General features: G+C 69.4%; 11 protein-coding genes. 8 read left to right on the top strand and 3 right to left on the bottom strand.

Annotated elements, in window-relative coordinates; all coding sequences use genetic code 11:
- The first annotated feature begins 239 nt into the window (after window positions 1-239).
- Genes dnaK through J4E04_RS19160 form a run of 4 tightly spaced genes read left to right on the top strand, consistent with a single transcriptional unit; the run spans window position 240 to window position 4,364 of the window.
- Window positions 240-2,084: a molecular chaperone DnaK gene (gene dnaK / locus J4E04_RS19175; protein ID WP_027506927.1), complete on the top strand. Its 1,845-nt coding sequence runs from the start codon at window positions 240-242 to the stop codon at window positions 2,082-2,084.
- Window positions 2,081-2,689, top strand: coding sequence for a nucleotide exchange factor GrpE (gene grpE / locus J4E04_RS19170; protein WP_490149368.1), 609 nt, complete (start codon window positions 2,081-2,083; stop codon window positions 2,687-2,689). Before dnaK ends, grpE begins: the two co-directional genes overlap by 4 nt.
- A gap of 43 nt (window positions 2,690-2,732) precedes the next feature.
- Complete coding sequence (gene dnaJ, locus J4E04_RS19165; RefSeq protein WP_027506926.1) at window positions 2,733-3,914, top strand: molecular chaperone DnaJ; 1,182 nt, start codon at window positions 2,733-2,735, stop codon at window positions 3,912-3,914.
- A gap of 27 nt (window positions 3,915-3,941) precedes the next feature.
- Window positions 3,942-4,364 (top strand): heat shock protein transcriptional repressor HspR, encoded by a 423-nt coding sequence (locus tag J4E04_RS19160; protein WP_490149367.1) that lies wholly within the window; start codon window positions 3,942-3,944, stop codon window positions 4,362-4,364.
- Window positions 4,365-4,367: 3 nt separating this feature from the next.
- Here J4E04_RS19160 and J4E04_RS19155 read toward each other — a convergent pair whose 3' ends face one another.
- From J4E04_RS19155 to J4E04_RS19145, 3 genes are all read right to left on the bottom strand, one after another.
- Window positions 4,368-5,123, bottom strand: coding sequence for an FAD-binding oxidoreductase (locus J4E04_RS19155; RefSeq protein ID WP_490149366.1), 756 nt, complete (start codon window positions 5,121-5,123; stop codon window positions 4,368-4,370).
- Window positions 5,124-5,136: 13 nt separating this feature from the next.
- On the bottom strand, window positions 5,137-6,612 hold the full coding sequence (locus tag J4E04_RS19150) for an alpha,alpha-trehalose-phosphate synthase (UDP-forming) (RefSeq protein ID WP_027506923.1): 1,476 nt from the start codon (window positions 6,610-6,612) through the stop codon (window positions 5,137-5,139).
- Between the two features lie 119 nt (window positions 6,613-6,731).
- A complete protein-coding gene (locus J4E04_RS19145; protein WP_200933864.1) occupies window positions 6,732-6,899 on the bottom strand; it encodes a hypothetical protein in 168 nt (55 codons plus the stop codon).
- Between the two features lie 163 nt (window positions 6,900-7,062).
- On the opposite strand from J4E04_RS19145, the gene J4E04_RS19140 reads away from it, so the two are divergent.
- The 4 genes from J4E04_RS19140 (at window position 7,063) to J4E04_RS19125 (ending at window position 25,706) form a co-directional block, all read left to right on the top strand.
- A complete protein-coding gene (locus tag J4E04_RS19140) occupies window positions 7,063-7,875 on the top strand; it encodes an alpha/beta fold hydrolase (RefSeq protein ID WP_027506922.1) in 813 nt (270 codons plus the stop codon).
- A 31-nt stretch (window positions 7,876-7,906) separates the two neighbouring features.
- A complete protein-coding gene (locus tag J4E04_RS19135) occupies window positions 7,907-24,001 on the top strand; it encodes an amino acid adenylation domain-containing protein (protein ID WP_490149365.1) in 16,095 nt (5,364 codons plus the stop codon).
- A gap of 86 nt (window positions 24,002-24,087) precedes the next feature.
- Complete coding sequence (locus J4E04_RS19130; RefSeq protein WP_307109444.1) at window positions 24,088-25,461, top strand: lysine N(6)-hydroxylase/L-ornithine N(5)-oxygenase family protein; 1,374 nt, start codon at window positions 24,088-24,090, stop codon at window positions 25,459-25,461.
- Window positions 25,458-25,706: an MbtH family protein gene (locus tag J4E04_RS19125; RefSeq protein ID WP_027506921.1), complete on the top strand. Its 249-nt coding sequence runs from the start codon at window positions 25,458-25,460 to the stop codon at window positions 25,704-25,706. Before J4E04_RS19130 ends, J4E04_RS19125 begins: the two co-directional genes overlap by 4 nt.
- Window positions 25,707-25,708 lie beyond the last annotated feature (2 nt).

The following is a 25,708-nucleotide window of genomic DNA, read 5'->3' as shown; positions in this document are numbered from 1 at the left end:
GAATGCTGCCGATCCGCAGAAAGCCTCGCGATCGGGTGGGTCCAGACACGCGGACCACAGCCGGCCGACCACTCCGGGAACAAACTCGTACACCCCTCCGTTGAGCCGTACGACTGCCATTGAGCGTGGGTCACTCAAGTACGACTTGACGGGGCGAGAATCCGACAGGCAGACTTGAGCGCAGTTCGCTCAGGCAGACGCTCGAACGATCACAGCAGCATCTATCAGGAGGTCTTCACATGGCTCGTGCGGTCGGAATCGACCTCGGGACCACCAACTCGGTCGTGTCCGTCCTGGAGGGCGGCGAACCGGTCGTGGTGGCCAACTCCGAGGGTGCACGCACCACCCCGTCCATCGTCGCGTTCGCCAAGAACGGAGAGGTTCTCGTCGGCCAGTCCGCGAAGAACCAGGCCGTCACGAACGTCGACCGGACCATTCGCTCCGTCAAGCGCCACATCGGCACTGACTGGACCGTCGGCATCGACGACAAGAAGTACACGTCGCAGGAGATCAGCGCGCGCACGCTCATGAAGCTCAAGCGTGACGCCGAGGCGTACCTGGGCGAAGAGATCACCGACGCGGTCATCACGGTGCCCGCGTACTTCGAGGACGCACAGCGTCAGGCCACGAAGGAAGCCGGCCAGATCGCCGGCCTCAACGTCCTGCGCATCGTCAACGAGCCCACCGCCGCCGCTCTGGCGTACGGCCTGGACAAGGGCGAGAAGGAACAGACCATCCTCGTGTTCGACCTCGGTGGCGGCACGTTCGACGTGTCCCTGCTCGAGATCGGCGACGGTGTCGTCGAGGTCCGCGCCACGTCCGGCGACAACCACCTCGGTGGCGACGACTGGGACGAGCGCATCGTCACCTGGCTCGTCGACAAGTTCAAGGCTCAGAACGGCATCGATCTGACCAAGGACAAGATGGCTCTCCAGCGCCTGCGTGAGGCTGCGGAGAAGGCCAAGATCGAGCTGTCCTCGAGCCAGAGCACGTCCATCAACCTGCCGTACATCACGGTGGACTCGGACAAGAACCCGCTCTTCCTCGACGAGCAGCTCAGCCGCTCCGAGTTCCAGAAGATCACCGCCGACCTGCTCGACCGCACCCGCGCGCCGTTCCAGGCCGTGGTCAAGGACTCGGGCATCGCGGTCAAGGACATCGACCACGTCGTGCTCGTCGGTGGCTCCACCCGTATGCCGGCAGTCTCCGAGCTGGTCAAGGAGCTCTCCGGTGGACGCGAGCCCAACAAGGGCGTCAACCCGGACGAGGTCGTGGCCGTCGGCGCCGCACTGCAGGCCGGTGTGCTCAAGGGTGAGGTCAAGGACGTTCTGCTCCTCGACGTCACGCCGCTGTCCCTCGGTATCGAGACCAAGGGTGGCGTGATGACCAAGCTCATCGAGCGCAACACCACCATCCCCACCAAGCGGTCCGAGACCTTCACCACGGCGGACGACAATCAGCCGTCGGTGCAGATCCAGGTTTTCCAGGGTGAGCGCGAGATCGCGTCGCACAACAAGCTTCTCGGCTCGTTCGAGCTGACGGAGCTGCCTCCCGCACCGCGCGGTGTGCCCCAGATCGAGGTCACGTTCGACATCGACGCCAACGGCATCGTGCACGTGACGGCGAAGGACAAGGGCACCGGCAAGGAGAACACGATCAAGATCCAGGAGGGCTCCGGCCTCTCCAAGGAGGAGATCGAGCGCATGGTCAAGGACGCCGAGGCTCACGCCGAGGAGGACAAGACCCGTCGCGAGGAGGCCGAGACCCGCAACCAGGCCGAGTCGCTCGTCTACCAGACGGAGAAGTTCGTCAAGGACAACGAGGACAAGGTTCCTGCGGAGACCAAGGAGAAGGTCGAGTCGGCCATCGCCGAGGCTCGCACTGCTCTGAACGGCACCGACATCGCTGCCATCAAGGCAGCGGTGGAGAAGCTGAGCACGGAGTCGCAGGCTCTGGGTCAGGCACTGTACGAGTCGGCAGCAGCCGACGGAGCAGGTGCCGACGGCGCCGCCCCGACCGACGGTAGCGACGATGTCGTCGACGCCGAGGTCGTGGACGAGCCGGTCGACACGGACAAGAAGTGAGTGCTGAGGACACCGGGAAGGTAGACGCACCCGACGTCGACCCCGCCGTGGAGGAGTCCCTCGCGGGCTCCGCCACGGCGCCCCAGCCCGGTGACGTGGAGGACGAAGCAGAGGTTCTCGAGGCAGAGATGTCCGAGGGTTCCGTGGATTCCGAGACTGCACCCGAGAGGGACGAGCTGTCCGAGCGGACGGCCGACCTGCAGCGCCTCAGCGCCGAGTTCGCCAACTACCGGCGACGCGTCGCTCGGGACAAGCAGGTGGACATCGACAACGCCAAGGCGTCGGTGTTGGCCGAGTTGCTGGGTGTGCTCGACGATCTCGATCGGGCGCGCAAGCACGGTGACCTCGAGACGGGGCCGCTGAAGTCGGTGGCGGACAAGCTCGAATCCGTCATCACCGCACAGGGTCTCGTCGCCTTCGGTGACGAGGGCGACGCGTTCGACCCTGCGCTGCACGAGGCCGTGCAGCACGAGGGTGACGGCACCGATCCTGTCGTCGGCAGCGTGTTCCGCAAGGGGTACAAGGTGCGTGATCGAGTTCTGCGCACCGCCATGGTCGCCGTCGTCGACGGTTCGGGCGCCGACGTGGCATCCGACCAGGCATAGTTCGACCACAACGAAGATGTGATGTGAGAGGAGGAGGCGACCGGTGAGCCAACGGGAGTGGATAGAGAAGGACTTCTACAAGGAGCTGGGCGTCTCCTCCTCCGCGTCGCAGGACGAGATCAAGAAGGCGTACCGCAAGCTCGCGCGCGACAACCATCCGGACTCCAATCCGGGGGACGCGAAAGCGGAGGAGCGCTTCAAGGCGGTCAGCGAGGCCAATGCGGTGCTCTCCGACCCCGCGAAGCGCAAGGAGTACGACGAGGCCCGATCACTGTTCGCCAGTGGTGGTTTCGGCCGGGGCGGGTTCTCGCCGGGCGGCGGAACCAACTTCGGCGGCGGGGGTACGGCCGGCGGGTTCGACGTCGGTGACCTCTTCGGAGGTGCCGGTGGCGGAGCCGATCTCGGTGATCTGTTCGGCGGGTTGTTCAACCGTGGCGCGGCCGGTGGTCGTACCCAGGCCGCGTCGTCACGTCCCCGGCGTGGGAGTGATCTCGCGGCCGAGGTGACACTCGACTTCCGTGACGCGGCGGTGGGAACGTCTGTCCCGCTGTCCATCACGAGCCCGTCGTCGTGCACCACCTGCCACGGGAGCGGCGCGAAGCCCGGCACGAGCCCGCGGGTCTGCCCGCGGTGCAACGGTGCCGGTGTGGTCAGCCGCAACCAGGGCGCGTTCGGCTTCAGCGAGCCGTGCGACGACTGCCGGGGCACCGGCTCGATCATCGACGATCCGTGCACCGACTGCCGCGGCACCGGCGTGCAGAACCGCACCCGGTCGGTGACGGTGCGGGTTCCCGCCGGTGTCAGTGACGGGCAACGTGTCCGAGTGGCCGGACGAGGCGAGGCCGGTCTGCGCGGCGCTGCCGCCGGCGATCTGCTGGTGACCGTGCACGTGAAGAGTGACGCCGTGTTCGGCCGCACGGGTGACGATCTCACCCTCACGGTTCCCGTCGCGTACAGCGAACTGGTGCTCGGCACGACGCTGTCGGTGCCGACGCTCGACGGCCGAGTCGGTCTGAAGGTTCCGGCGGGAACGGTCGACGGCCGCACCTTCCGGGTGAAGGGTCGCGGCATTCCCAAGAAGTCGAAGATCGGTGACCTGTTGGTCACGGTGAAGGTGGCCGTGCCGTCCGAATTGGACGACGCGGCACGCGATGCCCTCGAGGCCTACGCTGCGGCGGAGAAGGCGAGTGGTTTCGATCCCCGCTCCGGGTGGCCCGGAGCCTGACGGTTCTGATGCGAGAGGAGAGATGAGATGACTCGGACGTCCAGCGATCCGCAGGATGCGCGCGACGCAGGCGCGGACCCGGATGCCCGGATCTTCGTCATCTCCGTCGCCGCCGAGCTCGCCGGCATGCACGCCCAGACACTGCGCACCTACGACCGTCTCGGACTGGTGACGCCGTTCCGCACCACCGGCGGTGGGCGACGGTACTCTCCGCGCGACGTCGCGCTGCTTCGCGAGGTGCAGCGTCTCTCGCAGGACGAGGGCGTCAATCTGGCGGGTATCAAGCGCATCATCGAACTCACCAATCAGGTGGAGGCGCTGCAGGCCCGCGTCACCGAGATGGCGACCGAGCTGGCCAAGGTTCACGCCGGGTACCGACGCGATCTCGTTCCGGTGCAACGCAGTAACGCGCTCGTCGTGTGGACGCCGCGCAACCCGAAGCAGACCTGACCGTCACCCCGTGCGGATGTTCTCCGCCGGGGTTCCCGTCGTCACCAGGGCACGCGTCGTGAAGCTCGACATCGCCGGTGATCCGCACACCAGCACGCGCTGCGACAGGTACGGCCCGCGCCGCGCCACCACCTCGCCGACGCGGCCGACGAGGTACTCGTGAGGTGCGAAGCCGGAGTCGGGTGCCGTCTGCAGCCGCACGGCCTCGGCGGCATCGAAGAACTCGTCGCGGTACGGCGGGTCCACGGGCTCGTCCACCACCGGGATCACCGTGAGCCATGGCGATGATCGCGCCATCAGGGACAGCATGTCGGCGGCGTAGAGATCGCGGGGGTGCCTGCCTCCCACGTAGAGCCGCACCCGCGGAGGTCGTGGCCGACGTGCCAGGCCCAGCAGCAGTGCGCGCATCGGTGCGAGACCCGTTCCGCCCGCGACCATCACGACGTCGTCGTCGGTGTCGTCGACACGGAGGTCGCCCGCCGGGTCGTCGAGAGTCCAGATGTCGCCCTCACGGGTCTCGCGGACGATGCTGCGACTGACCCAGCCTGCCGGTACCTCGCGAATGTGGAACTCGTACTTGCCGTCTCGCGACGGGGGTAGGGCGGGGGAGTACCGACGAGGCAGGTGCGGCGAGGTGGGCACCGTCACGGCGACGGACTGCCCCGCGGCGAACGGAACCAGCTCGCCGACGAGGCGGACGATCAGAAGATCACGGCGCAGCCGATGGCACTGCACCACTTGCGCTTCGACCACGGTCACCGGTCTTCGCGCATCACATCGTCGCCTGACCGATGTCCCGGTTGGAGATCATCTGGTTGGGCTCCTCGTCGCCGGTGCGTCCCAGCGCGGCGAGGAACGACCGCGCCCAGCGATCGACGTCGTGCGCGAGGACCTGCCGCCGCATCGCCCGGATGTGGCGTCGGCCCGATTCCGGCGTCTGCTCGATCGCGGCCATCATCGCGTCCTTGACGCTGTTCAGATCGTGCGGGTTGCACTGGTACGCCTGGCGCAGTTCGGCTGCGGCGCCGGTGAACTCGCTGAGCACGAGGGAACCGCCCAGGTCGCTGCGGCACGCCACGTACTCCTTGGCGACGAGGTTCATGCCGTCGCGGATGGGCGTCACCAGCATGACGTCGGCGGCCACGTAGTAGGCGATGAGCTCCTCGCGCGGAATGGGGCGGTGCAGGTAGTGCACCACCGGATGCCCGACGCGGCTGAACTCGCCGTTGATGCGCCCGACCATGCCCTCGATCTCACCGCGCATCTGCTTGTAGCTCTCGACGCGCTCGCGGCTCGGTGTGGCCAGCTGGATCATCACGACGTCCTCGGGATCCACCCGGCCCTCGGTCAGCAGTTCCAGGAACGCCTCGAGACGGACGTCGATGCCCTTGGTGTAGTCGAGTCGGTCGACGCCCAGCATGATCGTCTTCGGATTGCCCAGCTCTTCGCGCATCTCTCGTGCACGATCGCGCACCGGCTTACGCCGCGACTTCTCGTCGAGATCGCCCGAGTCGATGGAGATGGGGAAGGCGCCCACGCGCACGGACCGGAAACCCACCTGCACCACACCGAGTTTGGAGCGGACTCCGATGTTGCCGCGCGAGGTCGGCTGGCCGGCGAGACGCCGTGCGAGGTAGAGGAAGTTCTGCGCGCCGCCCGGCAGATGGAAGCCGATGAGATCCGCGCCCAGCAGGCCCTCGACGATCTCGGTGCGCCACGGCATCTGCATGAACAGCTCGACGGGCGGGAACGGGATGTGCAGGAAGAAGCCGATCGTCAGATCGGGGCGCAGCATGCGCAGCATCTTCGGGACCAGCTGGAGTTGGTAGTCCTGGATCCACACGGTGGCGTTCTCGGCGGCCGCCTTGGACGTGGCCTCGGCGAAGCGTCGGTTCACCTCGACGTAGGCGTCCCACCAGCTCCGGTCGTAGACGGGCCGGACGATTACGTCGTGATAGAGCGGCCACAGGGTGGCGTTGGAGAAGCCCTCGTAGTAGTCGGCGACCTCCTGCTGCGAGAGCGGGACCGGGACCAACTCGAGGCCGTCGTCCTCGAACGGGTCGACGTCGACGTCGGGGACACCGGCCCATCCGACCCAGGCGCCGTTGTTGCTCCGCAGGATCGGCTCGAGCGCGGTGACGAGACCACCGGGGCTGCGCTTCCAGACTCGGGAACCGTCGGGCGCCGTGTCGAGGTCGACAGGCAACCTGTTGGCGACGACGACGAAGTCCGAACCTGATGCGGTCACTGCTGATCCTCTGTCTCGACGTCGGGGCGCGCGGTGAGGCCGGCAGCCTGCCGCGACGGTGTCAGCACATGCTTACCCCACTCGCCGAACGCCAATCGGAGTGCAGGAGCGAGCGGCACTCAGGCGCGGACGGGCGGGTTGATCCCCAGCATGGACAGCAGCATGCGGCACTCGTCGGCGTCCGTCGCATAGGCGGCGACGACGCGACGCGCCATGCGGGCGGTCTCGTCGGACAGGGTCTCGATCTCTTCGTCGGCGATGTCGGTCTCGGCGGGCTCGGTGGCCATGCGGGTCTCCTGGGGTCGAACGATGTGGTGGTGCAGCCCGGTGGGGCGCACTCGCGTCCCTGAACTCTACGAGTTCGCGCTCGTTCCCGGCAAAACCGGACGCGCACCGTGACCGGTAGCGTCTGCCCCGAACAGCTGTCGTATCGGAAGAAGGACATCCGCCATGCCCATCGGCACCATCAACGGCATCCGCCTCAACTACACCGTGACGGGCAAGGGTCCGCTCGTCGTGATGGTCATGGGGACGGGCAGCCCCGGCCGGGTGTGGCAGCTGCATCAGGTGCCGGCGCTCACGGCCGCGGGATTCCGGGTGTGCACGTTCGACAACCGCGGCATCGCCCCGACCGACGAGTGCGCGGGCGGCATGACGATGGACGATCTGGTCGCCGACACCGCGGCGCTCATCGAGTACCTGCGGTCCGGCCCCGACGAGAAGGCAGCCGTCGTGGGCACGTCGATGGGTGCGCGCGTGGCGCAGGAACTGGCCTTGACCAGGCCCGACCTGGTGTCGCGAGCGATCTTCGCGGCCGGTCACGCCCGGCTCGACGAGTTCCAGAAGGTGCTCGGCGCCGGCGAGCGCGAGCTGGCGGACAGCTCGGCGACGCTGCCGCCGAAGTACGCGGCCGCAGTGACGGCGGCCCTGAACCTCTCTCCCGCGTCGCTCGCCGACCCCGCGAAGGCACGGGACTGGCTCGACCTGTTCGAGTTCTCCGTGCAGCCGCTGACCCCGGGCCAGCGTGCCCAGCTCTCTCTGGACGAGTCGTTCGACCGCCGGTCCGCCTACCGCGACATCACGGTGCCGTGCCTGGCGATGGGCTTCGCCGACGACCGGATGATTCCCGCCTACCTCTCGCGCGAGGTGGCCGATCTGGTTCCGGGCGGTCGCTACGTGGAGATCGCCGACGCGGGGCACTACGGATACCTGGAGAAGCCCGACGAGGTCAATCAGGCGATTCTCACGTTCCTCCGTGAGTAACGCCGGGCGAGCGTTAGGTTAGCCTACGTTCATGTCTCGGGGATCTGTCGTCACCACCGCTGTGCTGCCGTTGACCGCTGCTCAGACGGAGGTCTGGACCGCGCAGCACCTGCTGGGTGACCGCACCGACTTCGTCATCTCGCTGCTCGTCGAGATCACCGGCCCGCTCGACCTCGACCGTGCGTGTGACGTCATCCGGTCGGTCATCGCCGACGCGGACGCGCTGCACGTGCGATTCGACTTCTCCGGTCCCGAGCCCGTGCAGTACCGCAGTGACGACGAGTGGTCGGTCGGGGTCGTCGACCTACGCACGGCTGCCGACCCGATGGCGGAGGCGAAGGCCTGGATCGCGGCCGACATCGCGTCGGCGGACACCAGCGGCGCCCGCGATCTCTTCGCGACGGCGCTTCTCCGCCTCGGGGACGAGCACGTGCTCTGGCATCAGCGGTATCACCACGGCATCGTCGACGGCTTCGGCATGTCGATCATCTTCAACGAGGTCCGCGCGCGCTATGCGGATCCCGAGCGGGGAGTCGCGACCGCGGGCAGGCCGGAGGCCGGTCGTTCGAACGGAGGTGCGTGGGCTCTCGAGCCGCTGGTGGTGGCCGATGCGGAGTACCGCGCGTCCGAGGGTTTCCGTCGCGACCGCGACTACTGGCTCGACCAGATGGCCGACGCCCCCGAGCCGCCGGTGCTGCTGCCCGACGTGCCCGACACGGGGTCCGCGGTCACCGAGCGGGTCTCGGTGCCGATCGACCGACTCGCCCCGCTGTACGACGTCGCCGAGACGGAGGACGTCCGACGCACCCGCCTCGCGCCGGCGGTGTGGATCGCGTACCTGTCCGCGGTCACCGGCCGTCACGATCTCGTCGTCTCACTGCCGTCGACCGCCCGCGTGGGCCGTCGTGCGCGGACGACGCCGTTCATGGCGTCGACCATCCTTCCCGTGCGACTGCGACTCTCGCCGTCGATGACGGTGGCCGACGTCGCGCGGGAACTGCAGCGGGCATCGATCGGCGCGGTCCGGCACGGGCGCTTCCGCGGGGAGGACATCGCTCGGGAGCTGCGGGACTCCGGCGACCGCATGGTGCACGGGCCGGGCATCAACGTCCTCATGGTGGAGCACGGCATCGACATCGGCGGTTCGCCGGCGCACATGCACAGCCTCCAGACCGGACCGGTGCGCGATATCGACGTCACCGTCACCGGCGGCCGGGACGACGAGCCGCTGGTGTTCGACCTGCGCTCGCGCCCCGGCGCCCACGACGCGCTGATCGGCCACCGGGACCGCTTCGAGTGGGTGCTCGATCAGGTTCTCGCGCAGCCTGATCGGACGCTGTCATCCCTGTCGACGATGTCGGAGCCCGATCTCGATCGCCTGCTGCACACCTTCAACGACACCGCGGAACCGTCCGTGTCGACGTCGGTGCCCGCTCTGTTCGAGGCGCAGGTCGCCGCCACCCCCGATGCGGTGGCCGTGGTACTGGGCGAGCGGACGCTCACGTTCACCGAGCTCTCGCAGCGGGTGCACCAGCTCGCTCATGCACTTCTCGACGCGGGCCTGCCCCGTGAGGGTGTCGTGGCCGTGTCGATGCCGCGCTCGATCGAGATGGTCGTGGGAGTGCTGGCCGCGATGGTGGCGGGCGGTGCGTTCGTCCCGCTCGATCCGGACTGGCCGGCGGATCGCCGCGAGCGGGTGCAGCAGGATGCGGACACCCGCGTCGTTCTCACCGGTGCGGGCCACGAGAAGGGCCGGTGGACGGTCGATCTCGACGACTGGCAGTTCGGGGACAGGCCGACGTCCGCACCGGACATCGTGGTGCACGGCTCGCAGCTCGCCTACGTCATCTTCACCTCCGGCAGTACCGGGACGCCCAAGGGTGCCATGATCCGCCACGAGGCCATCTGTGCCCGCATGGTGTGGCAGCGCGATCGGGTGCTCGGTTTCGGACCGGGCGACGCGTCGTTGTTCAAGGCGCCGTTGTCCTTCGACATCTCGGTGAACGAGATCCTGCTCCCGTTGCTGTCGGGTGGCACCCTCGTGATCGCCGAACCGGGAGGCGAGCGGGACGGTCTGTACCTGCTGGATGTCATCTCGCGTCGCCACGTCACCTTCGTCTACCTGGTGTCGTCCATGCTCGACGCTCTGCTGGCCCTCGACACGGACGGATCGTTGTCCGGCCTGCGGCACGTGTGGTGCGGCGGTGAGGTGCTCACTCCGGAGTTGTTCGCGCGCTTCCGCTCTCGACTCGGCACCACGCTGTACCACGGGTACGGGCCCGCGGAGGCCACCATCGGTGTGTCCCATGTGATCTACACGGGCGACGCTCCTCGCATCGCCACGTCGATCGGCCGCCCCAACCCGAACACGCGCCTCTACGTGCTCGATTCGTTGCTGCGCCCGGTGCCGGTCGGCGTCGGGGGAGAGCTCTACGCGGGCGGGTTCCTCCTCGGTCGTGGCTACGTGGGCGCACCGGACATGACCGCGTCGCGTTTCGTGGCCGATCCGTTCGGCCCCGCCGGCGCCCGGCTGTACCGCACCGGCGACCGCGCCCGCTGGGCGGAGGACGGCACCCTCGACTTCCTCGGCCGGGTGGACAACCAGGTCAAGATCCGCGGCATGCGCCTCGAGCTCGAGGAGGTGGAAGCCGCGCTCGGCTCGTGCCCCGGTGTGCGACGCGCCGCCGTCGACGTGCGCCGAACCGGCGCGGGCGCGGCGTTTCTCGCCGCCTGGATCGTGCCGGACGGCGCCGCGCTGACACCCGAGGTGCTGCGCACGCACTGTGCACGCGTCCTCCCCGAGTACATGGTGCCGTCCACCTACGTGGTGCTCGATGCCTTCCCCACCACCGCGAACGGCAAGGTCGATCGGCGGGCTCTGCCCGATCCGGAGCAGGTGCGCGGCGACGCCGTGGCCCCGCGGACCGAGCGGGAGCGCGTGCTGTGCGAGGTGATGGCGTCGGCGCTCGGTGTGGAGAATGTGGGTGTCACGGACGACTTCTTCGCCCTGGGCGGCGACAGCATCGTGGCGATCACGGTGGTCGCGCAGGCCCGCGAACGAGGGCTGGCGATCGGCCCGCGCGACGTCTTCACCCTGCGTACCGCCGAGGCGATCGCCGGCGCGGCTCCGGCGGAGCTGGTGACCGTCGATGACGATCCTGTCGGCGAGGTGGTGGCCACGCCCATCGTCGCGCGGACACTCGAGCACGGCGGCATCGGCGCCGCGTTCCACCAGACCGCCTCCGTGGCACTGCCTCCGGGCACCGACCCGGCTCTTGTGTGTGCGGCCGTCGAGCTCGTCGTCGCCCACCATCCGGCGCTGCGTGCCGTGTGGAGCGAGGGTCTTACCGTGCCCGCCGACACCGTGTCCCCCGAGTTCGGCACGGGCTCCGTCGCGGACACCGTGGCCCGCCTCGATCCGACGCGGCCGGGCGGCATGGTGGCCGTGTCTCTCGAGGCCGACACGCTGATTCTGTCGGTGCACCATCTCGTCGTCGACGGGGTGTCGTGGCGCATCCTGCTCGGGGATCTACTGACGGCACTGGGTGCGCTGACCGAGGGCCGCACGCCCACGCTGCCACCGGTCACCACGTCGATCCGCCGCTGGGCGAGCCTGATCGCCGATGCTGCGGACGCCGGCCACTTCGACCACGAACTACCCTGGTGGCGTGAGGTTCTGACGACCTCGAGCGACACTGTCGGTGCTCGCACACTCGCCGCGGCCGATCGACTGTCGGCGACGCACACGGTCACCACCCCCGCCGACGTCACGGCGGCTCTGCTGACCGACGTCGCGACCGCCTACCGCACCGGGCCCACCGAGGTGCTCCTCGCAGCACTCGCCCGCACCCTCGCGTCGTGGGACGGGTACTCGGCGCCGTCGGTGGTCGTGGACGTGGAGGGACACGGCCGGGACGTCGAGGTCGTCGAGGCTGCGGGGGTCGAGGCTGCTGGGGTCGATCTGACGCGCACCGTCGGGTGGTTCACCACCGTCCGTCCCGTCGCGCTACCGACCGGTCCGGGCTCGGACGCCGATGTCCTGCTGCAGATTCGGGACTCGCTGCGCTCGGCACCCGCGTCGGGCGTCGGGTACGGCGCGTTGCGGTACCTGCGCCGCGAGCCCGCCCTGGCGGAGGCCGCGGCGCCGAGCGTCCTGTTCAACTACCTCGGCCGCAGTACCGACGTGGGGGTGTCCGTCACCGGCGGCTCCGATCCTGATCAGCCTGCGGCGCACGCGCTGACGATCGACGTGATCGAGACCGGGGGACAGCTCGTCTCGACCCTGCGCTGGGTGCCCGGTGTGGTGGACGACAGCATCGTGGATGCGTGGACCGCCGCACTCGACCGCGTCGCCGCATCTGCGTCGAGCGCCCGCCGTACCCCCGCTGACTTCCCGCTCGCCGCTCTCGGCGCGGACGACGTCGCGGCGCTCCCGGACGACGTCGAGGACGTCCTGCCCCTCACCGCGGTGCAGGACGGCATCTACTTCCGCAGCACTTTCGGAGACACGGACCCGTACGTCGTGGGCCAGGTGGTGGACATCGGTGGCCCGGTCGACAGTGCCGTGCTCCGCACCGCGCTCGAGCACGTGGTGGCTCGACACGCATCGCTGCGCACCAGCTTCCGACCCCTCGCCGACGGGCGCGTGGTCCAGGTGGTGCACCGCACCGTCGATGTCCCGTTCACCGTGTCCGACAGGACCGTCGACGAGGTGCTGGCCGAGCACGCCGGTGCCGGCATGGATCTGGGCACCGCTCCGCTGGTGCGCTACACCCTCGTCCGCCACGACGAGACCCGCTCGTCCCTCGTGCAGTCGATCCACCACATCGTCGCGGACGGGTGGTCGATCCCGATCATGCTGCGCGAGATGCTCGCTCACTACGGGGACACCCCGGCTCTTCCGGCGGTCACCGCGCCCGCGGCGTGGGTCCGCCACCTCGCCGAGCGCGACATCGACGCGTCGGCGCGGGTCTGGCGCGCCGCACTCGAGGGTGTCCGCGAGTCGGTACCCGTCCCGGCGTTCGGCGCCGCCGGCAGCGGTACCGCATCCGTGCGGGTCGACCTCTCCTCCGACGTCACCGCCGTGGTGTCGGGACGTGCGCGCGATGCCGCGGTGACGCAGGGTTCCCTGCTGCACGGAGCCTGGGGTCTCGCGCTCGCACGCGCCACCGGTCGACGCGACGTCGTGTTCGGGTCGACGGTGTCCGGACGGTCGGCACCGGTCGCCGGTATCGAGTCCATGGTGGGGCTCTTCATCGACACCATCCCGGCACGATGGAGACTGCGAGCGGACGACACCGTCGCCTCCGCGGTACAGCGCTGGCAGCAGGAGCAGGCCGATCTGCTCGATCACCACCATGTCGGCGTGCCGACGCTGCGTCGTGTCGCGGGCGTGGACTCGTTGTTCGACTCGCTGGTCGTGGTGGAGAACTACCCGTTGGGCGACACCGCCATCGCCGATCCGTCCGGCACCATCGCGTTGACGGGTATTCGGGTCGAGGAGAACTCGCCGTACCCGTTGACGCTCATGGTGATTCCGGGTGATCGGTTGACGCTGGAGCTGAAGTACGACGCGGCGCTGGTCTCGGCAGCGACGGCGCAGTCGATGCTGGACACCGTCGTCGCCGTCGCGACCGCACCGGCCGACACCCTGGTGTCCGCCGTGATGCCGACGGACCGTCCGGCGGTCGTCGACGCGCCCTCGTCCGACAGTTCGACCACCCTGGTGGATCTCCTCGAGGTGCAGCGCCGGACCACCCCGAACGGCGTCGCCCTCGTCCACGGCGAGGAGTCCCTCACCTACGCCGAGCTGCACTTGCGCGCCGAGCGGGTCGCCGCCGGTCTTCGCGAGCGTGGCGCCGGTCCGGGATCGGTGGTGGCGGTGGCACTTCCGCGCTCGATCGATCTGGTGGTCGCACTGCTCGCGGTCGTCCGGTCGGGCGCGGCGTACCTGCCGCTCGATCCGGGGTACCCGGCCGAGCGTCTGGCCTTCATGATCGAGGACGCGCATCCCGCCGCGGTGATCGACGGCGATCTCGCACCGTTCGAGGCCGAGCCGACGGCAGCACCCGGGCCCGCCCCAGCCGACGCCGCGTACGTCATCTACACCTCGGGATCGACCGGCCGTCCCAAGGGAGTGGTGGTGCCGCACAGCGCCATCGTGCCCCGCCTCGAGTGGATGCGCGATCACACTCCGCTCGCCGTGGGCACCCGAGTGCTGCAGAAGACGCCCTCCAGTTTCGACGTCTCGGTCAGCGAGTTCTTCGGACCGCTGGTGTCCGGAGCGACGCTCGTGCTCGCGGACCCGGATGCGCACCGCGATACCGCCCGTCTCGTCGAGGTGATCCGCGCGCAGCAGATCACCTGGGTGCACTTCGTCCCCTCGATGCTCGACGCGTTCCTCACCGATCCGGACGTCGCGACGTGCACGTCGCTGCGCGTGATCGTCTGCAGCGGTGAGGCACTGTCCGCAGAGTCCGCGCGCCGCGTCGGCGAGCTGCTTCCACACGTGCGCCTGGACAACCTCTACGGCCCGACCGAGGCGGCCGTCGACGTCACCGCCGCACAGGGCGTGCAGAACCACCCCGGCGACGCGGTGCCCATCGGATCTGCGCTGCCCGCCGTCGGGTTCCGCGTACTCGACGGGTGGCTGTCGCCGGTGGGACCGGACGTGCCGGGCGAGCTGTACCTGGCGGGTCCGCAGCTGGCGCGCGGGTATCTTCGCCGCCCCGGTCTCACCTCCACCAGGTTCGTCGCCGGGCCGGACGGGGAGAGGCTCTACCGCACCGGCGACATCGTGCGGTGGCGCGACGGGGCGCTGGACTACCTCGGTCGCGCCGACACCCAGGTCAAAGTGCGGGGCTTCCGTATCGAGCTCGGTGAGATCGACGCGGCGCTGCGCTCGCATCCGTCCGTCGACCGGGCCGCCACGGTGGTGCGCACCGACCGCGGGACCGCGCAGATCGCCGCGTTCGTGGTGGGGTCGGTGGACGAGGCCGCACTGCGGTCGTACCTGGCCGACCGTCTGCCCGGGCACATGGTGCCGACGACGCTGTCCGTGGTGGCTGATCTGCCGACCGGCCCCAGCGGCAAGCTCGACCGGGCAGCGCTGCTGGCCGCCCTACGTGCGGACACTCCGACCACCACGGAGACGGAGTCGGGTCCGGTCGCGCTGCTGTGCACCCACTTCCACACCGTTCTCGGTGGAGCGGCGGTCGGTGAGGACGACGACTTCTTCGCCCGCGGCGGCGACAGCATCCTGGCCATCCGGCTCGTGAACCTGGCGCGGGGCAGCGGTCTCGAGATCAGCGCCCGCGACGTCTTCGAGAAGCGCACTCCGCGTGCGCTCGCGGACGTCGCACGGGTCGAGTCTCCGCAGGCCGCCACGGTCGCGGAGTCCGGTGTCGGGGAGGTGCGCCCGCTCCCCGTGGTGCACCGGCTGTCCGAGTGGTCCGGTAGCACCGATCGGTTCAACCAGTCACTGCTGCTGGTGGTTCCGGCTCCGGTCGACAAGACAACGCCGCAGCGCACCGTCGATGCGCTGGTCCAGCATCACGACAGCCTGCGCCTCGTCCTGACCCGTCACCTCCGCGGTGTCTGGACCACCGCGGTGCGCCCCGACGCCTCGGTCACCGTGCACCGCGTCCACGCGGTCGATCTCGACGAGTCTGCGTTCGCCGACCTCGTCGCGCGCGAATCCGATGCCGCCACCGACCGTCTGGCTCCCGAGGCCGGCGCCGTGCTCGAGGTCGTGTGGTTCGACCGTGGCTCCGGGCCCGGCCGGCTACTGCTCGTCGCGCATCACCTCGTCGTCGACGGGGTCTCGTGGGGCATCCTCGTCGAGGACCTCGCACTGGCGTGGATCGCGCACGACAGCGGCCAGACCCCGACGTTGGACCGCGTGCGGACCTCGTTGCGGGAGTACGGGCGCCTGCTCGACGAGAGCGCCCACAGCCCCGCTCGTCTCGCGGAACTGGACCACTGGACCGCCGTCACCGCGCCGGGCGGCGCGCTCACACCGAGAGACACCGACCACGCCGTGGTCGGTCAGGGCGACGTCCGCACCGTCGACGTGTCGTCCGAGGTCACCGCCGAGGTGCTCGGCAGTGTGCCCTCTCTCGTGCGCGGCGACGTCACCGACGTCGTCGCCGCAGCGCTCCGGCTCGCCCTCACCCGGTGGTCTGTCGACCGCGACGTACTGGTCGACCTCGAGCGCCACGGTCGGTCGGACGCGGCGGATCTCTCGCGCACCACGGGGTGGTTCACGTCCATCGCTCCGGTCCGGCTGCGGCCGGGAACCGATCCCGTCACGGTGCTCGCGGAGACGAAGGAGGCCCTGCGTGCGGCGCCCGACGGTGGCCTCGGATACGGGCTCCTGCGCTACGGGAATGCCCGCACCGCAGCCCTTCTCGCGCGCGGTGAGCAGTCGCAGATCCTGCTGAACTACCTGGGCCGGGTGCCGGCCGCCGGGTCGGCCCCGTTCGACAGGGCTCCGGAGACCGTGCGTACCGATCCCGATGCCGACATGGGCGGTCCCTACCGTCTGGTGATCAACGCGCACGTGACGGACGGTGCACAGCCGACTCTCTCGGCCCAGTTCGCCTGGTCGTCCGCGCACCTGTCGTCCGAGGCGGTCACCTCGCTCACCGACGAGTTCCGCACGGCGCTCGGAGATCTCGCGGAGGCCGCCCGCACACAGGACGGGCCGCCGATCCTCACGCCGTCGGACGTCCCTCTCGTCGACCTCACTCCCGACGAGCTGACGGCGCTGACCGCACAGGGATCCGTCGAGACCGTGTGGCCGTTGACTCCTCTGCAGGAGGGGCTGGTCTTCGAGAGTCTGTCCGCGGGGGAGCGCGACATCTACACGGCGCAGTTCGCGCTGGACTTCGATCACCGCCTCGATCTCGATCGGCTGCGTAGTGCCCTCGCCGGGCTGCAGCGCCGCCACCCACAGCTGCGCGCAGGGTTCACGCAGACGGCCGCCGGTGTGCCGATGCAGGTCGTGTCGTCGTCGTGCGAGGTGCCCGTCCGCGAGGCACACGCCGGAGACGACGACGAGGCCGAGCGGTGGATGCAGGAGGACCGCGACACCCCGTTCGACCTGTCGACACCACCGCTGTGGCGGGTGCTCGTGCTGCATCTCGACGGTGGGCGCGATCGCCTGGTGATCAACCGGCAGTTCCTCGTCTGGGACGGCTGGTCCAACGGTGTGGTGGTGGGAGAGTTGCTCGCCCGCTACGAGAATCCGGGGCTGCCCGCGCCGGCGGACACCGCGTTCGAGCGGTACCTGACGTGGCTCGCGGAACGCGACCGCGTCGCGGCCCGCACCGCGTGGGCGACGGCGATGGCCGGTCTCGACGAGCCGACGCTGGTGGCGCACCGCGCCGCGCCGCCGGTCGGTATCCCGTTGCGTCGACGCGACGAGCTCGACGCGCAGACGACGGCCGCGCTCGTCGCCGCCACCCGTCAGCGCGGTGTCACGCTCAACGCCGTGGTCACCGCCGCTCTGGCACTGGCGATCTCGTCGGCCACCGGCCGCACCGACGTGGTCTTCGGCATCACGGTCGCGGGCCGACCGCCCGAGGTCGAGGGACTCGACACCGCACCAGGGATGTTCCTGTCGACGGTGCCCGTCCGTACCGTGCTCGATCCCCGCGAGAACGTCGACGCCCTGGTCCGCCGTGTCCAGGGCGACCGCGTGGAGGCGATGGAGTTCGATCACCTCGGTCTCGCCGAGATCATCGAGGTGTCGCCGCACCGCACTCTGTTCGACACGCTCTGCGTGGTGCAGAACTTCGTCTCCGAGGACTCGGCGGCGTCCCTGAACGCGGCGCACGGTGTCGCGGGCACCGACAGCATCGACCACACGAACTATCCGCTCACCGTCGTCGTCACGCCGGGCGCTCGGATCGCCGTGACGGTCGAGTACCGGCCGGAGGCGATCGACGTCGAGCGCGTCGACCTGATCGCGGACGAGTTCACCCGCCTGGTGGCCGGATTCGCGACCGAGGGGTCGCGCTCTGTTCTGCCGGCGCTGCCACGCTTCGACCGACAGGTCGACGAGGTTCCCGATCTCACCGTGACCGAGATGCTGCTCCGCACAGCGCAGAAGGATCCCGACGCGATCGCACTCGTCGCCGGGTCCGAGCACCTCACCTACGCCGGGTTGGCCGGCCGGGTGGAAGGTCTGGCGCGCGTCCTGCTGGGCCGCGGTGCGGGACCGGAGACCGTGGTGGCTCTCGCGTTGCCTCGCAGTCTCGACATGGTGGTCGCGCTGTTCGCCGTGTTGCGCACCGGCGCGGCCTATCTGCCCCTCGAACTCGATCATCCCGATGCTCGCATCCATGCTCTGCTCGACGACGCTCGTCCGCTGTGCACCGTGACCACGGATGCGGTCGGTCGCCGACTGAGCGGACGTGACGGCATCGTCGTGCTCGAGCCAATCCGCGACGAGTCACCGCTCACCGCAGCCGAACTGGGGGCGTTCGCGCCCGGAACGCCGCATCGGCTCGATCACCCGGCCTACGTCATCTACACGTCCGGGTCGACCGGGACGCCCAAGGGCGTCGTCACGCCGTACCGCGGACTGACCAACATGCAGCTGAACCACCGGTCCGCGATCTTCGACCCGGTGGTGGATGCGGCACACGGTCGGACACTGCGGATCGCGCACACGGTGTCGTTCGCGTTCGACATGTCGTGGGAAGAACTCCTGTGGCTCGTCGAGGGTCACGAGGTGCACGTCGCCGACGAGGTGCTGCGCCGCGACGCCGATGCCCTGGTCCGCTACATCGACGAGGAGTGCATCGACGTCATCAATGTGACCCCCACGTACGCATCCCTCCTCCTCGAGACAGGTCTGCTCGACGGGCATCGACCGGCACTCGTTCTGCTGGGCGGTGAAGCCGTCGGCGACGACGTGTGGTCCGCACTGCGATCCACCGACGGCGTGCTCGGCTACAACCTGTACGGCCCCACCGAGTACACGATCAACACCCTCGGCGCGGGTACCGACGAGAGCGAGACGCCGACGGTCGGGTTGCCCATCCGCGCCACCGAGGCGCACGTGCTGGACGGCTGGCTGCGGCCCGTACCGGACGGCGTGGCCGGCGAGTTGTACATCGCCGGAGCCGGACTCGCCCGTGGCTACGCGGGACGGTTCGGCCTCACGGCGGACCGCTTCGTCGCCGACCCCTTCGGGACGGGGGAGCGCATGTACCGCACGGGTGACCTCGTGCGTCGCCGCGTCGGAACGGGACTGATCGACTACCTCGGCCGCACCGACGATCAGGTCAAGATCCGCGGTCACCGGGTGGAACTCGGTGAGGTCGCCTCGGTCGTGTCGTCGGTGGCCGGCGTCCGCCGCGCCGCGGTCGTCACCTCGACCGGGCCGGGCGGGCTGGCCCGGTTGATCGCCTACGTCGACACCGATGCGGATGCCGAATCGGTACGGGCGGCCTGCGCCGTGGTCCTGCCGGACTACATGGTGCCCACCGTCGTGCTCGTCTCGTCCTTCCCTATGACCGTCAACGGCAAGCTCGACGTCGCCGCACTGCCGGCGCCGGACGAGAGTGCCGTCGACGCTGTGCCGCCGCGGACCGAGGTCGAACGGCTGCTGTGCAACGTGTTCGACGACGTGCTCGGCCGCCGCGGCACCGGGATCCACGACGACTTCTTCGATCTCGGTGGCCATTCACTTCTGGCGACTCGCGTCGTCGGCCGTGCACGGACCGCGCTCGGCACCGAGCTGAGTGTGCGCGATCTGTTCGCCGCGCCGACCGTGGCGGGTCTCGCCGCGCTAGTCGGATCGCGAGGCGACGACGCTCGGCCGGCTCTGCGTCGGTACGACCGGCCGGATGTCGTGCCCATGTCGGCTGCGCAGCAACGGCTCTGGCTTCTGCATCAGCTGGATCCGGACTCGGCCGCCTACAACTTTCCGATCGTCCTGCCGCTCCCCGAGCAGGTGGACGAGGATGCGTTCCGGCTCGCCCTCGCCGACGTCGTCGAACGGCACGAGTCGCTCCGCACCGTCTTCGGCGATGCGGACGGCGTTTTGGCGCAGCACGTTCTGACGGACGCGTCACCGGAGTACTCGGTTCACGAAGGCGCTGCCGCCGCCGTGGTCGCTGAGATGACGGCGCGGCCGTTCGATCTGCGCCGGGAGATTCCTGTCCGCGCGGCGCTGATCCGGAACGAGGACATGTCGTGCGTCGTCGTGCTCGTCCTGCACCACATCACGACCGACGAGTGGTCGGACCGGCCACTGCTGGCCGACCTGATGGCGGCCTACGCCGCGCGACTGTCCGGTGACACGGATGCCCGTCCTCCGCTGCCCGTGCAGTACGCGGACTACACGCTGTGGCAGGCCGACCTGCTCGGCGACGCCGCAGATCCGGAGTCGCTCGCGGGGCGTCAGCTCGCGTACTGGCAGTCCGCCCTGGCCGGCGCTCCCGACGAGATCGAACTCGCGACCGACCGGCCGCGTCCGCCGCGGCCGAGTCATCGCGGATCGGTGGTGCGTCGCACCGTCGATCCCGAGACCGTGCGCGCCCTGCGGACACTCGCGCGGAGTCTCGACGCGAGTGTCTTCATGACCCTGCACGCGGCGTCTGCGGTGCTGCTGCACCGGATCACCGGGTCCGACGACATCGTGCTCGGCGCCCCGGTGGCCGGGCGCGGTGAGGAGGGGCTCGACCAGCTCGTCGGGTTCTTCGTCAACACGCTGGTTCTGCGCACCGCGGTCGACGGCCGCTCCACGCTGCAGCGGGCGGTGGAGGAGGCGCGCAGCGTCGACCTCGAGGCCTTCGCGCACGCGGATGTGCCGTTCGACGCGGTGGTCGCGCGGGTCGCTCCCGAGCGCAGCATGTCGCGGAACCCGCTGTTCCAGGTCATGATCAGCCATCACACCGGTCCGCTTGGCGACGGTGACGCGGCGCTGATGACACCGGCGAAGTTCGACCTGGTGTTCAACTACACCGAGGATCTCACCTCGGACCGCCTGGTGCTCGAGCTCGAGTACGCCGAGGATCTGTTCGACGCGTCGACCGCCGAGGCCGTCACAGCACGTCAGCTCGCGGTGCTCGACGCACTGGCGACCGACGCCACGGCGGTGGTCGACGACGTCGACATCTTCCTGCCCTCCGAGCGTGACGACGTCCTCCGGCGCTTCAACGACACCGCCCGTGCGGTGCCCGAGGAGTCGCTGTTCGAGTCGTACCTGCGGTGGGTCGAGACCACTCCGGACGCGATCGCTGTGGTCGACGAGACCACGACGTGGACGTACGCGGATCTGCACGAGCACGTCCTCGACATCGCTGCGGAGTTGCAGCGGCGCGGCGTCGGTCCCGAGGCCGTCGTTGCCGTCGCGGTGCCCCGGTCGGTGTGGACCATCGCGGCAACCATGGCAGTGCTCGCGGTGGGCGCGGCGTATCTCCCGCTCGACCTGAAGCATCCTGCGGACCGGCTCGAGTACATGGTCACCGATTCCGGGGCGACCCTCGCCCTGACGTCGGCCACGGCCACCGCGCAGGTGCCGTCCGCGGCCGAACACGTCCTCGTGGAGGACATCCCGCCGTCGACCGGTGTCGAGCTCGTGCGACCCGCCTCGCTCGAACTCGCGGCGTACGTCATCTACACGTCCGGTTCGACCGGCCGCCCCAAGGGTGTCGTGGTGCCGCACGAGGGCATCTCGTCACTCGTGGCCACGGCGGAGGACCGCATGCGACTCACCACCGGATCGGTGGTCCTGCAGTTCGCGTCCGTCGGCTTCGACGTCGCGGTCTTCGAACTCGCCATGGCCCTGTGCACCGGATCGCGACTGGTGATCGTGCCCGACGACTCGCGTGTGGCGGGTCCCGAGCTCACCGACTTCTGCGCCGAGCACGGGGTGACCCACGCGATCATCCCGCCGTCGCTCATGGCGGCGCTCCCGCCGGGATGCGCACTGCCCGAGGGGTGCACCGTGCTCGTCGGTACCGAGACGGTGCCGCCCGCGGTGATCTCCGCCTGGTCCGAGCATCTGAACCTGCTCGCGGCGTACGGACTGACCGAGGCGACGGTCAACAACACCCTGTGGCAGGCCCGTCCGGGCTGGACGTCGTCCGTGCCCATCGGCGTACCCGACCCCAACGAGCGGGCGTACGTGCTCGACGATCGGCTGCGGCCCGTCCCGGTCGGGGTGTCGGGGGAGCTGTACATCGCCGGCCGCGGGTTGGCGCGCGGGTACCTCGGGCAGCCTGGGCTCAGTGCCCACCGCTTCGTGCCCGATGTCGCCGCTCCCGGCGGCAGGATGTACCGCACCGGCGACCGGGCACGCTGGCGTGCCGACGGCAATCTCGACTTTCTCGGCCGCGTCGACGATCAGATCAAGGTGCGGGGGTTCCGGATCGAGCCGGGCGAGATCATGGCCGCGATGGCGTCGTTCGACGGTGTCGATCAGACCGCGGTCGTCGTGCACGAGTCGTCCGGGGTGAGTCGCCTCGTCGGATACGTCACCGGGCGTGACGATCTCACGGGCGACGCGGTGCGGACGCACGCGGCGACGGTGCTGCCGGACTACATGGTGCCCACTCTCGTCGTGGTGGTCGACGGGACGTTGCCGTTGACACCCAACGGCAAGTTGGACCGAGCGGCGTTGCCGCAGCCGGAGTGGTCGTCGGTGGTCGGCGGTCGCGCTCCCACCACGGACGTCGAGCGTGCGCTGGTGCGTAGTGCCGCAGCAGTTCTGGGCCTGGACGAGCTGGGGACGGACGACGACTTCTTCGCTCTCGGCGGTCATTCGATGGCCGCGATGCAGTGGGTGTCGGCCGTCCGCGCCGAACTCGACGTCGACATCTCGGTGCGCGACGTGTTCGAGGCGTCGACCGTCCGCGCCTTGGCGGAGCGACTCGCCGATCGCGGTGGACACGAGGGACCGCACCTGACCACGCACGCGGACAGGCCGGATGTCGTGCCGCTGAGTCCGATGCAGGAGACCAGGCTGCAGAACGGGCACGTGGTGCAGGCCGACCACGCACTGGTTCTCGAGCTGCCCGACGTGGACGCGGCGGTGCTCGCCGCCGCGGTCCGCGATGTCGCAGAGCGGCACGAACCGCTGCACTCGGTTCTGGTGCCGGGCGAGGGGTCCGCCCTCGGCGATCCGGCGGCGCTCGAGACCGTCGACGTCGGGACAGACGACATCCGCCGCCGCGCCTACGAGATCGCACAGGAACCCCTGGATCTCACGCAGCGACCCGGTCTGCGAATCATGCTGCTACAGAACGATTCCAGGGAAACAGTAGTTCTCCTGGTCATGCACTACTGGGCCGTGGACGAGTGGTCGGTCGTCCCGTTGCTCACCGATCTGATGCACGCTGCGCAGGCGCGCTCCGGTGCCGAGGCGCCGGAATTCACGCCGCTACCGCTGCGGTACAGCGACGTCGCGCGCTGGGCCGTCGCCCGACGGGACGCCGACGACTCGGCGATCGCGTCATGGCGCGAGACCCTGGACGGTGTGCCGAGTCGGGTGGGTCTTCCGATCGCGCTGGGAGAGTCGGGGTCCGACGCCGTCGCGATCGACATCGATGTCGACGTGGTGCGAGCACTGCGCAGCATCGAGGGTGCGGGTCTCGTGTCGGTTCTGCACGCTGCCTTCGCGCTCGCTCTCACCGACCTCGGTGCAGGTGAGGACCTGGCGATCGCCACGATGGTCGCCGGCCGCGACGACGAGAGCACGCACGCCATGGTGGGTGCGTTCGCCGACGTCGTGCCGATCCGCACGCGAACAGGATCCGATCTGGCGACGGTGGCTCGTCGGGTGCAGGCGGAGACCGTCGCGGCGCTGAGCCGTTCCGGTCCTTCCTATGTCGACATCGTCGAGGGCGCCGGCGTGCCCGAGATGCACCGTCCGCAGTTCCTGGTGGTGCACCACCACGTCGCAGATCTCGGCGACGTCGGCCCGGCACTCCTGCCGGTACCCGTCGGTCGACCGTGGGCCGACCTGACGCTGAGTGTCCACGAGAGCGAATCGGACCACGACGCTGCACTTTTCGCGCAGCTGCAGTTCGCTGCGGGTGCCGATCGCGGGGCGATCGGTCGGTTCGTGGAACGGCTCACTCTGCACCTGCGATCGGCCGTCGAGGGCTAGTGGACCAGCAAAGGCTAGGCTAAGCTGACCGACGGTCCCGACGTCCACGCGACGATCCGATCCGGGACGGAACGGGTGGGAGAAGCATGAGCAGTCCAGAAGTACTCGACGTCGTGGGTGTCGGTTTCGGACCTGCGAATCTCGCGCTGGCGATCGCGATCGAGGAACACAACGAGACGTGCGCGGAGCACGAGCGCGTCCGGGCGGTGTTCGTGGAACGTCAGGAGAGCTTCGGGTGGCATCCCGGCATGCTGCTCGACGGCGCGACGATGCAGATCGCGTTCCCGAAGGACCTGGTCACGTTCCGCAATCCGCGGAGCGGGTTCACCTTCTTCAACTATCTGTACGAACGCGACCGGCTCGTGGACTTCGTCAATCACCAGACGTTCTTCCCGACGCGGCACGAGTTCCACGACTACCTGTCCTGGGCTGCCGACCGGGTCGACGCCGACGTCCGCTTCGGCACGTCGGTCACGGACATCACGCAGGACGGCGACGTCCTGACCGTCCGGTGCGACGACGGCACAGTCGTGCGCACCCGCAACGTCTCCGTCGGCGCCGGGTTGACCCAGCGGGTCCCCGAGTGGGCATCGCTGTCCGCACGGTGCTTCCACAACCACGACTTCCTGCCACGTATGGCCGAGCTGCCGAAGCCGACCCACGGACGGTTCGTGGTGCTGGGCGCCGGCCAGTCGGCAGCCGAGGTGGTGCAGTACCTGCACGGTCACTACCCGCACGCCGAGGTCCACAGTGTCTTCACGCGGTACGGCTACAGCCCCGCCGACGACAGCCCCTACGCCAACCGCATCTTCGATCCGTCCGCGGTCGACGAACTGCACCGGGCACCGGCCCTCGAGCGGGAGCGGCTCATCGCGCTGCACCGCAGCACCAACTACTCGGTCGTCGACATCGAGCTGATCGAGGAGCTCTACCGCGCGGAGTACGCGGAGCGCGTCAGCGGTCACCGCCGGCTGTTCATGCGCCGCGCGTCCACCATCGACGGCGTGGTCGAGACGGCCGACGGCATCGAGGTGACCATCCGGGACAGCATCGACGGCATCGCCGACACCCTCGACTGCGACGCGCTCGTGCTCGCGACCGGCTTCCGGCCCGCGCCTCTGCGCCCGCTCCTCGGCGAACTGGCGCCCGAGGACGGCGGCCCCCGCGTCGTCACACGCGACTATCGCCTGCTGGCGACACCGGAGGCCGACACCGCCGGTGCACCCGGTGTCTACCTGCAGGGCGGCACCGAGACCACGCACGGCATCACGTCGTCGTTGCTCTCGAATGTCGCGATCAGATCCGGAGAAATCCTGAACTCCATCGTTGCGAGGCGTGCCGGTGGCGCGGTCCTTGCTAGGGTCGACACCGGTTCCACAGGCGCGGCGACCCGCGCCGAGACCGACAAGGCCCGCCGGGAACGCCCGGCATCGACGTTTGCAGTGAGCGAGGCAAGATGAGCACCAACCCGTTCGACGACGAAGACGGACGCTTCTACGTGTTGGTCAACGACGAGGATCAGCACTCGTTGTGGCCCACCTTCGCCGAGGTGCCCCAGGGATGGCGCGTCGTGTTCGGCGAGGAGAGCCGGGCAGCGTGCCTGGAGTACGTCGAGAAGAACTGGACCGACATGCGTCCCCGCAGTCTCCGCGAGGCCATGGAAGAGGACGCCGCGGGTCGTCACCGCGTCGAGAATCCCTCCTGATC

The organism is Rhodococcus sp. NFXS4 (assembly GCF_058139645.1).
This window is presented reverse-complemented; position numbering and strand designations above follow the sequence as displayed.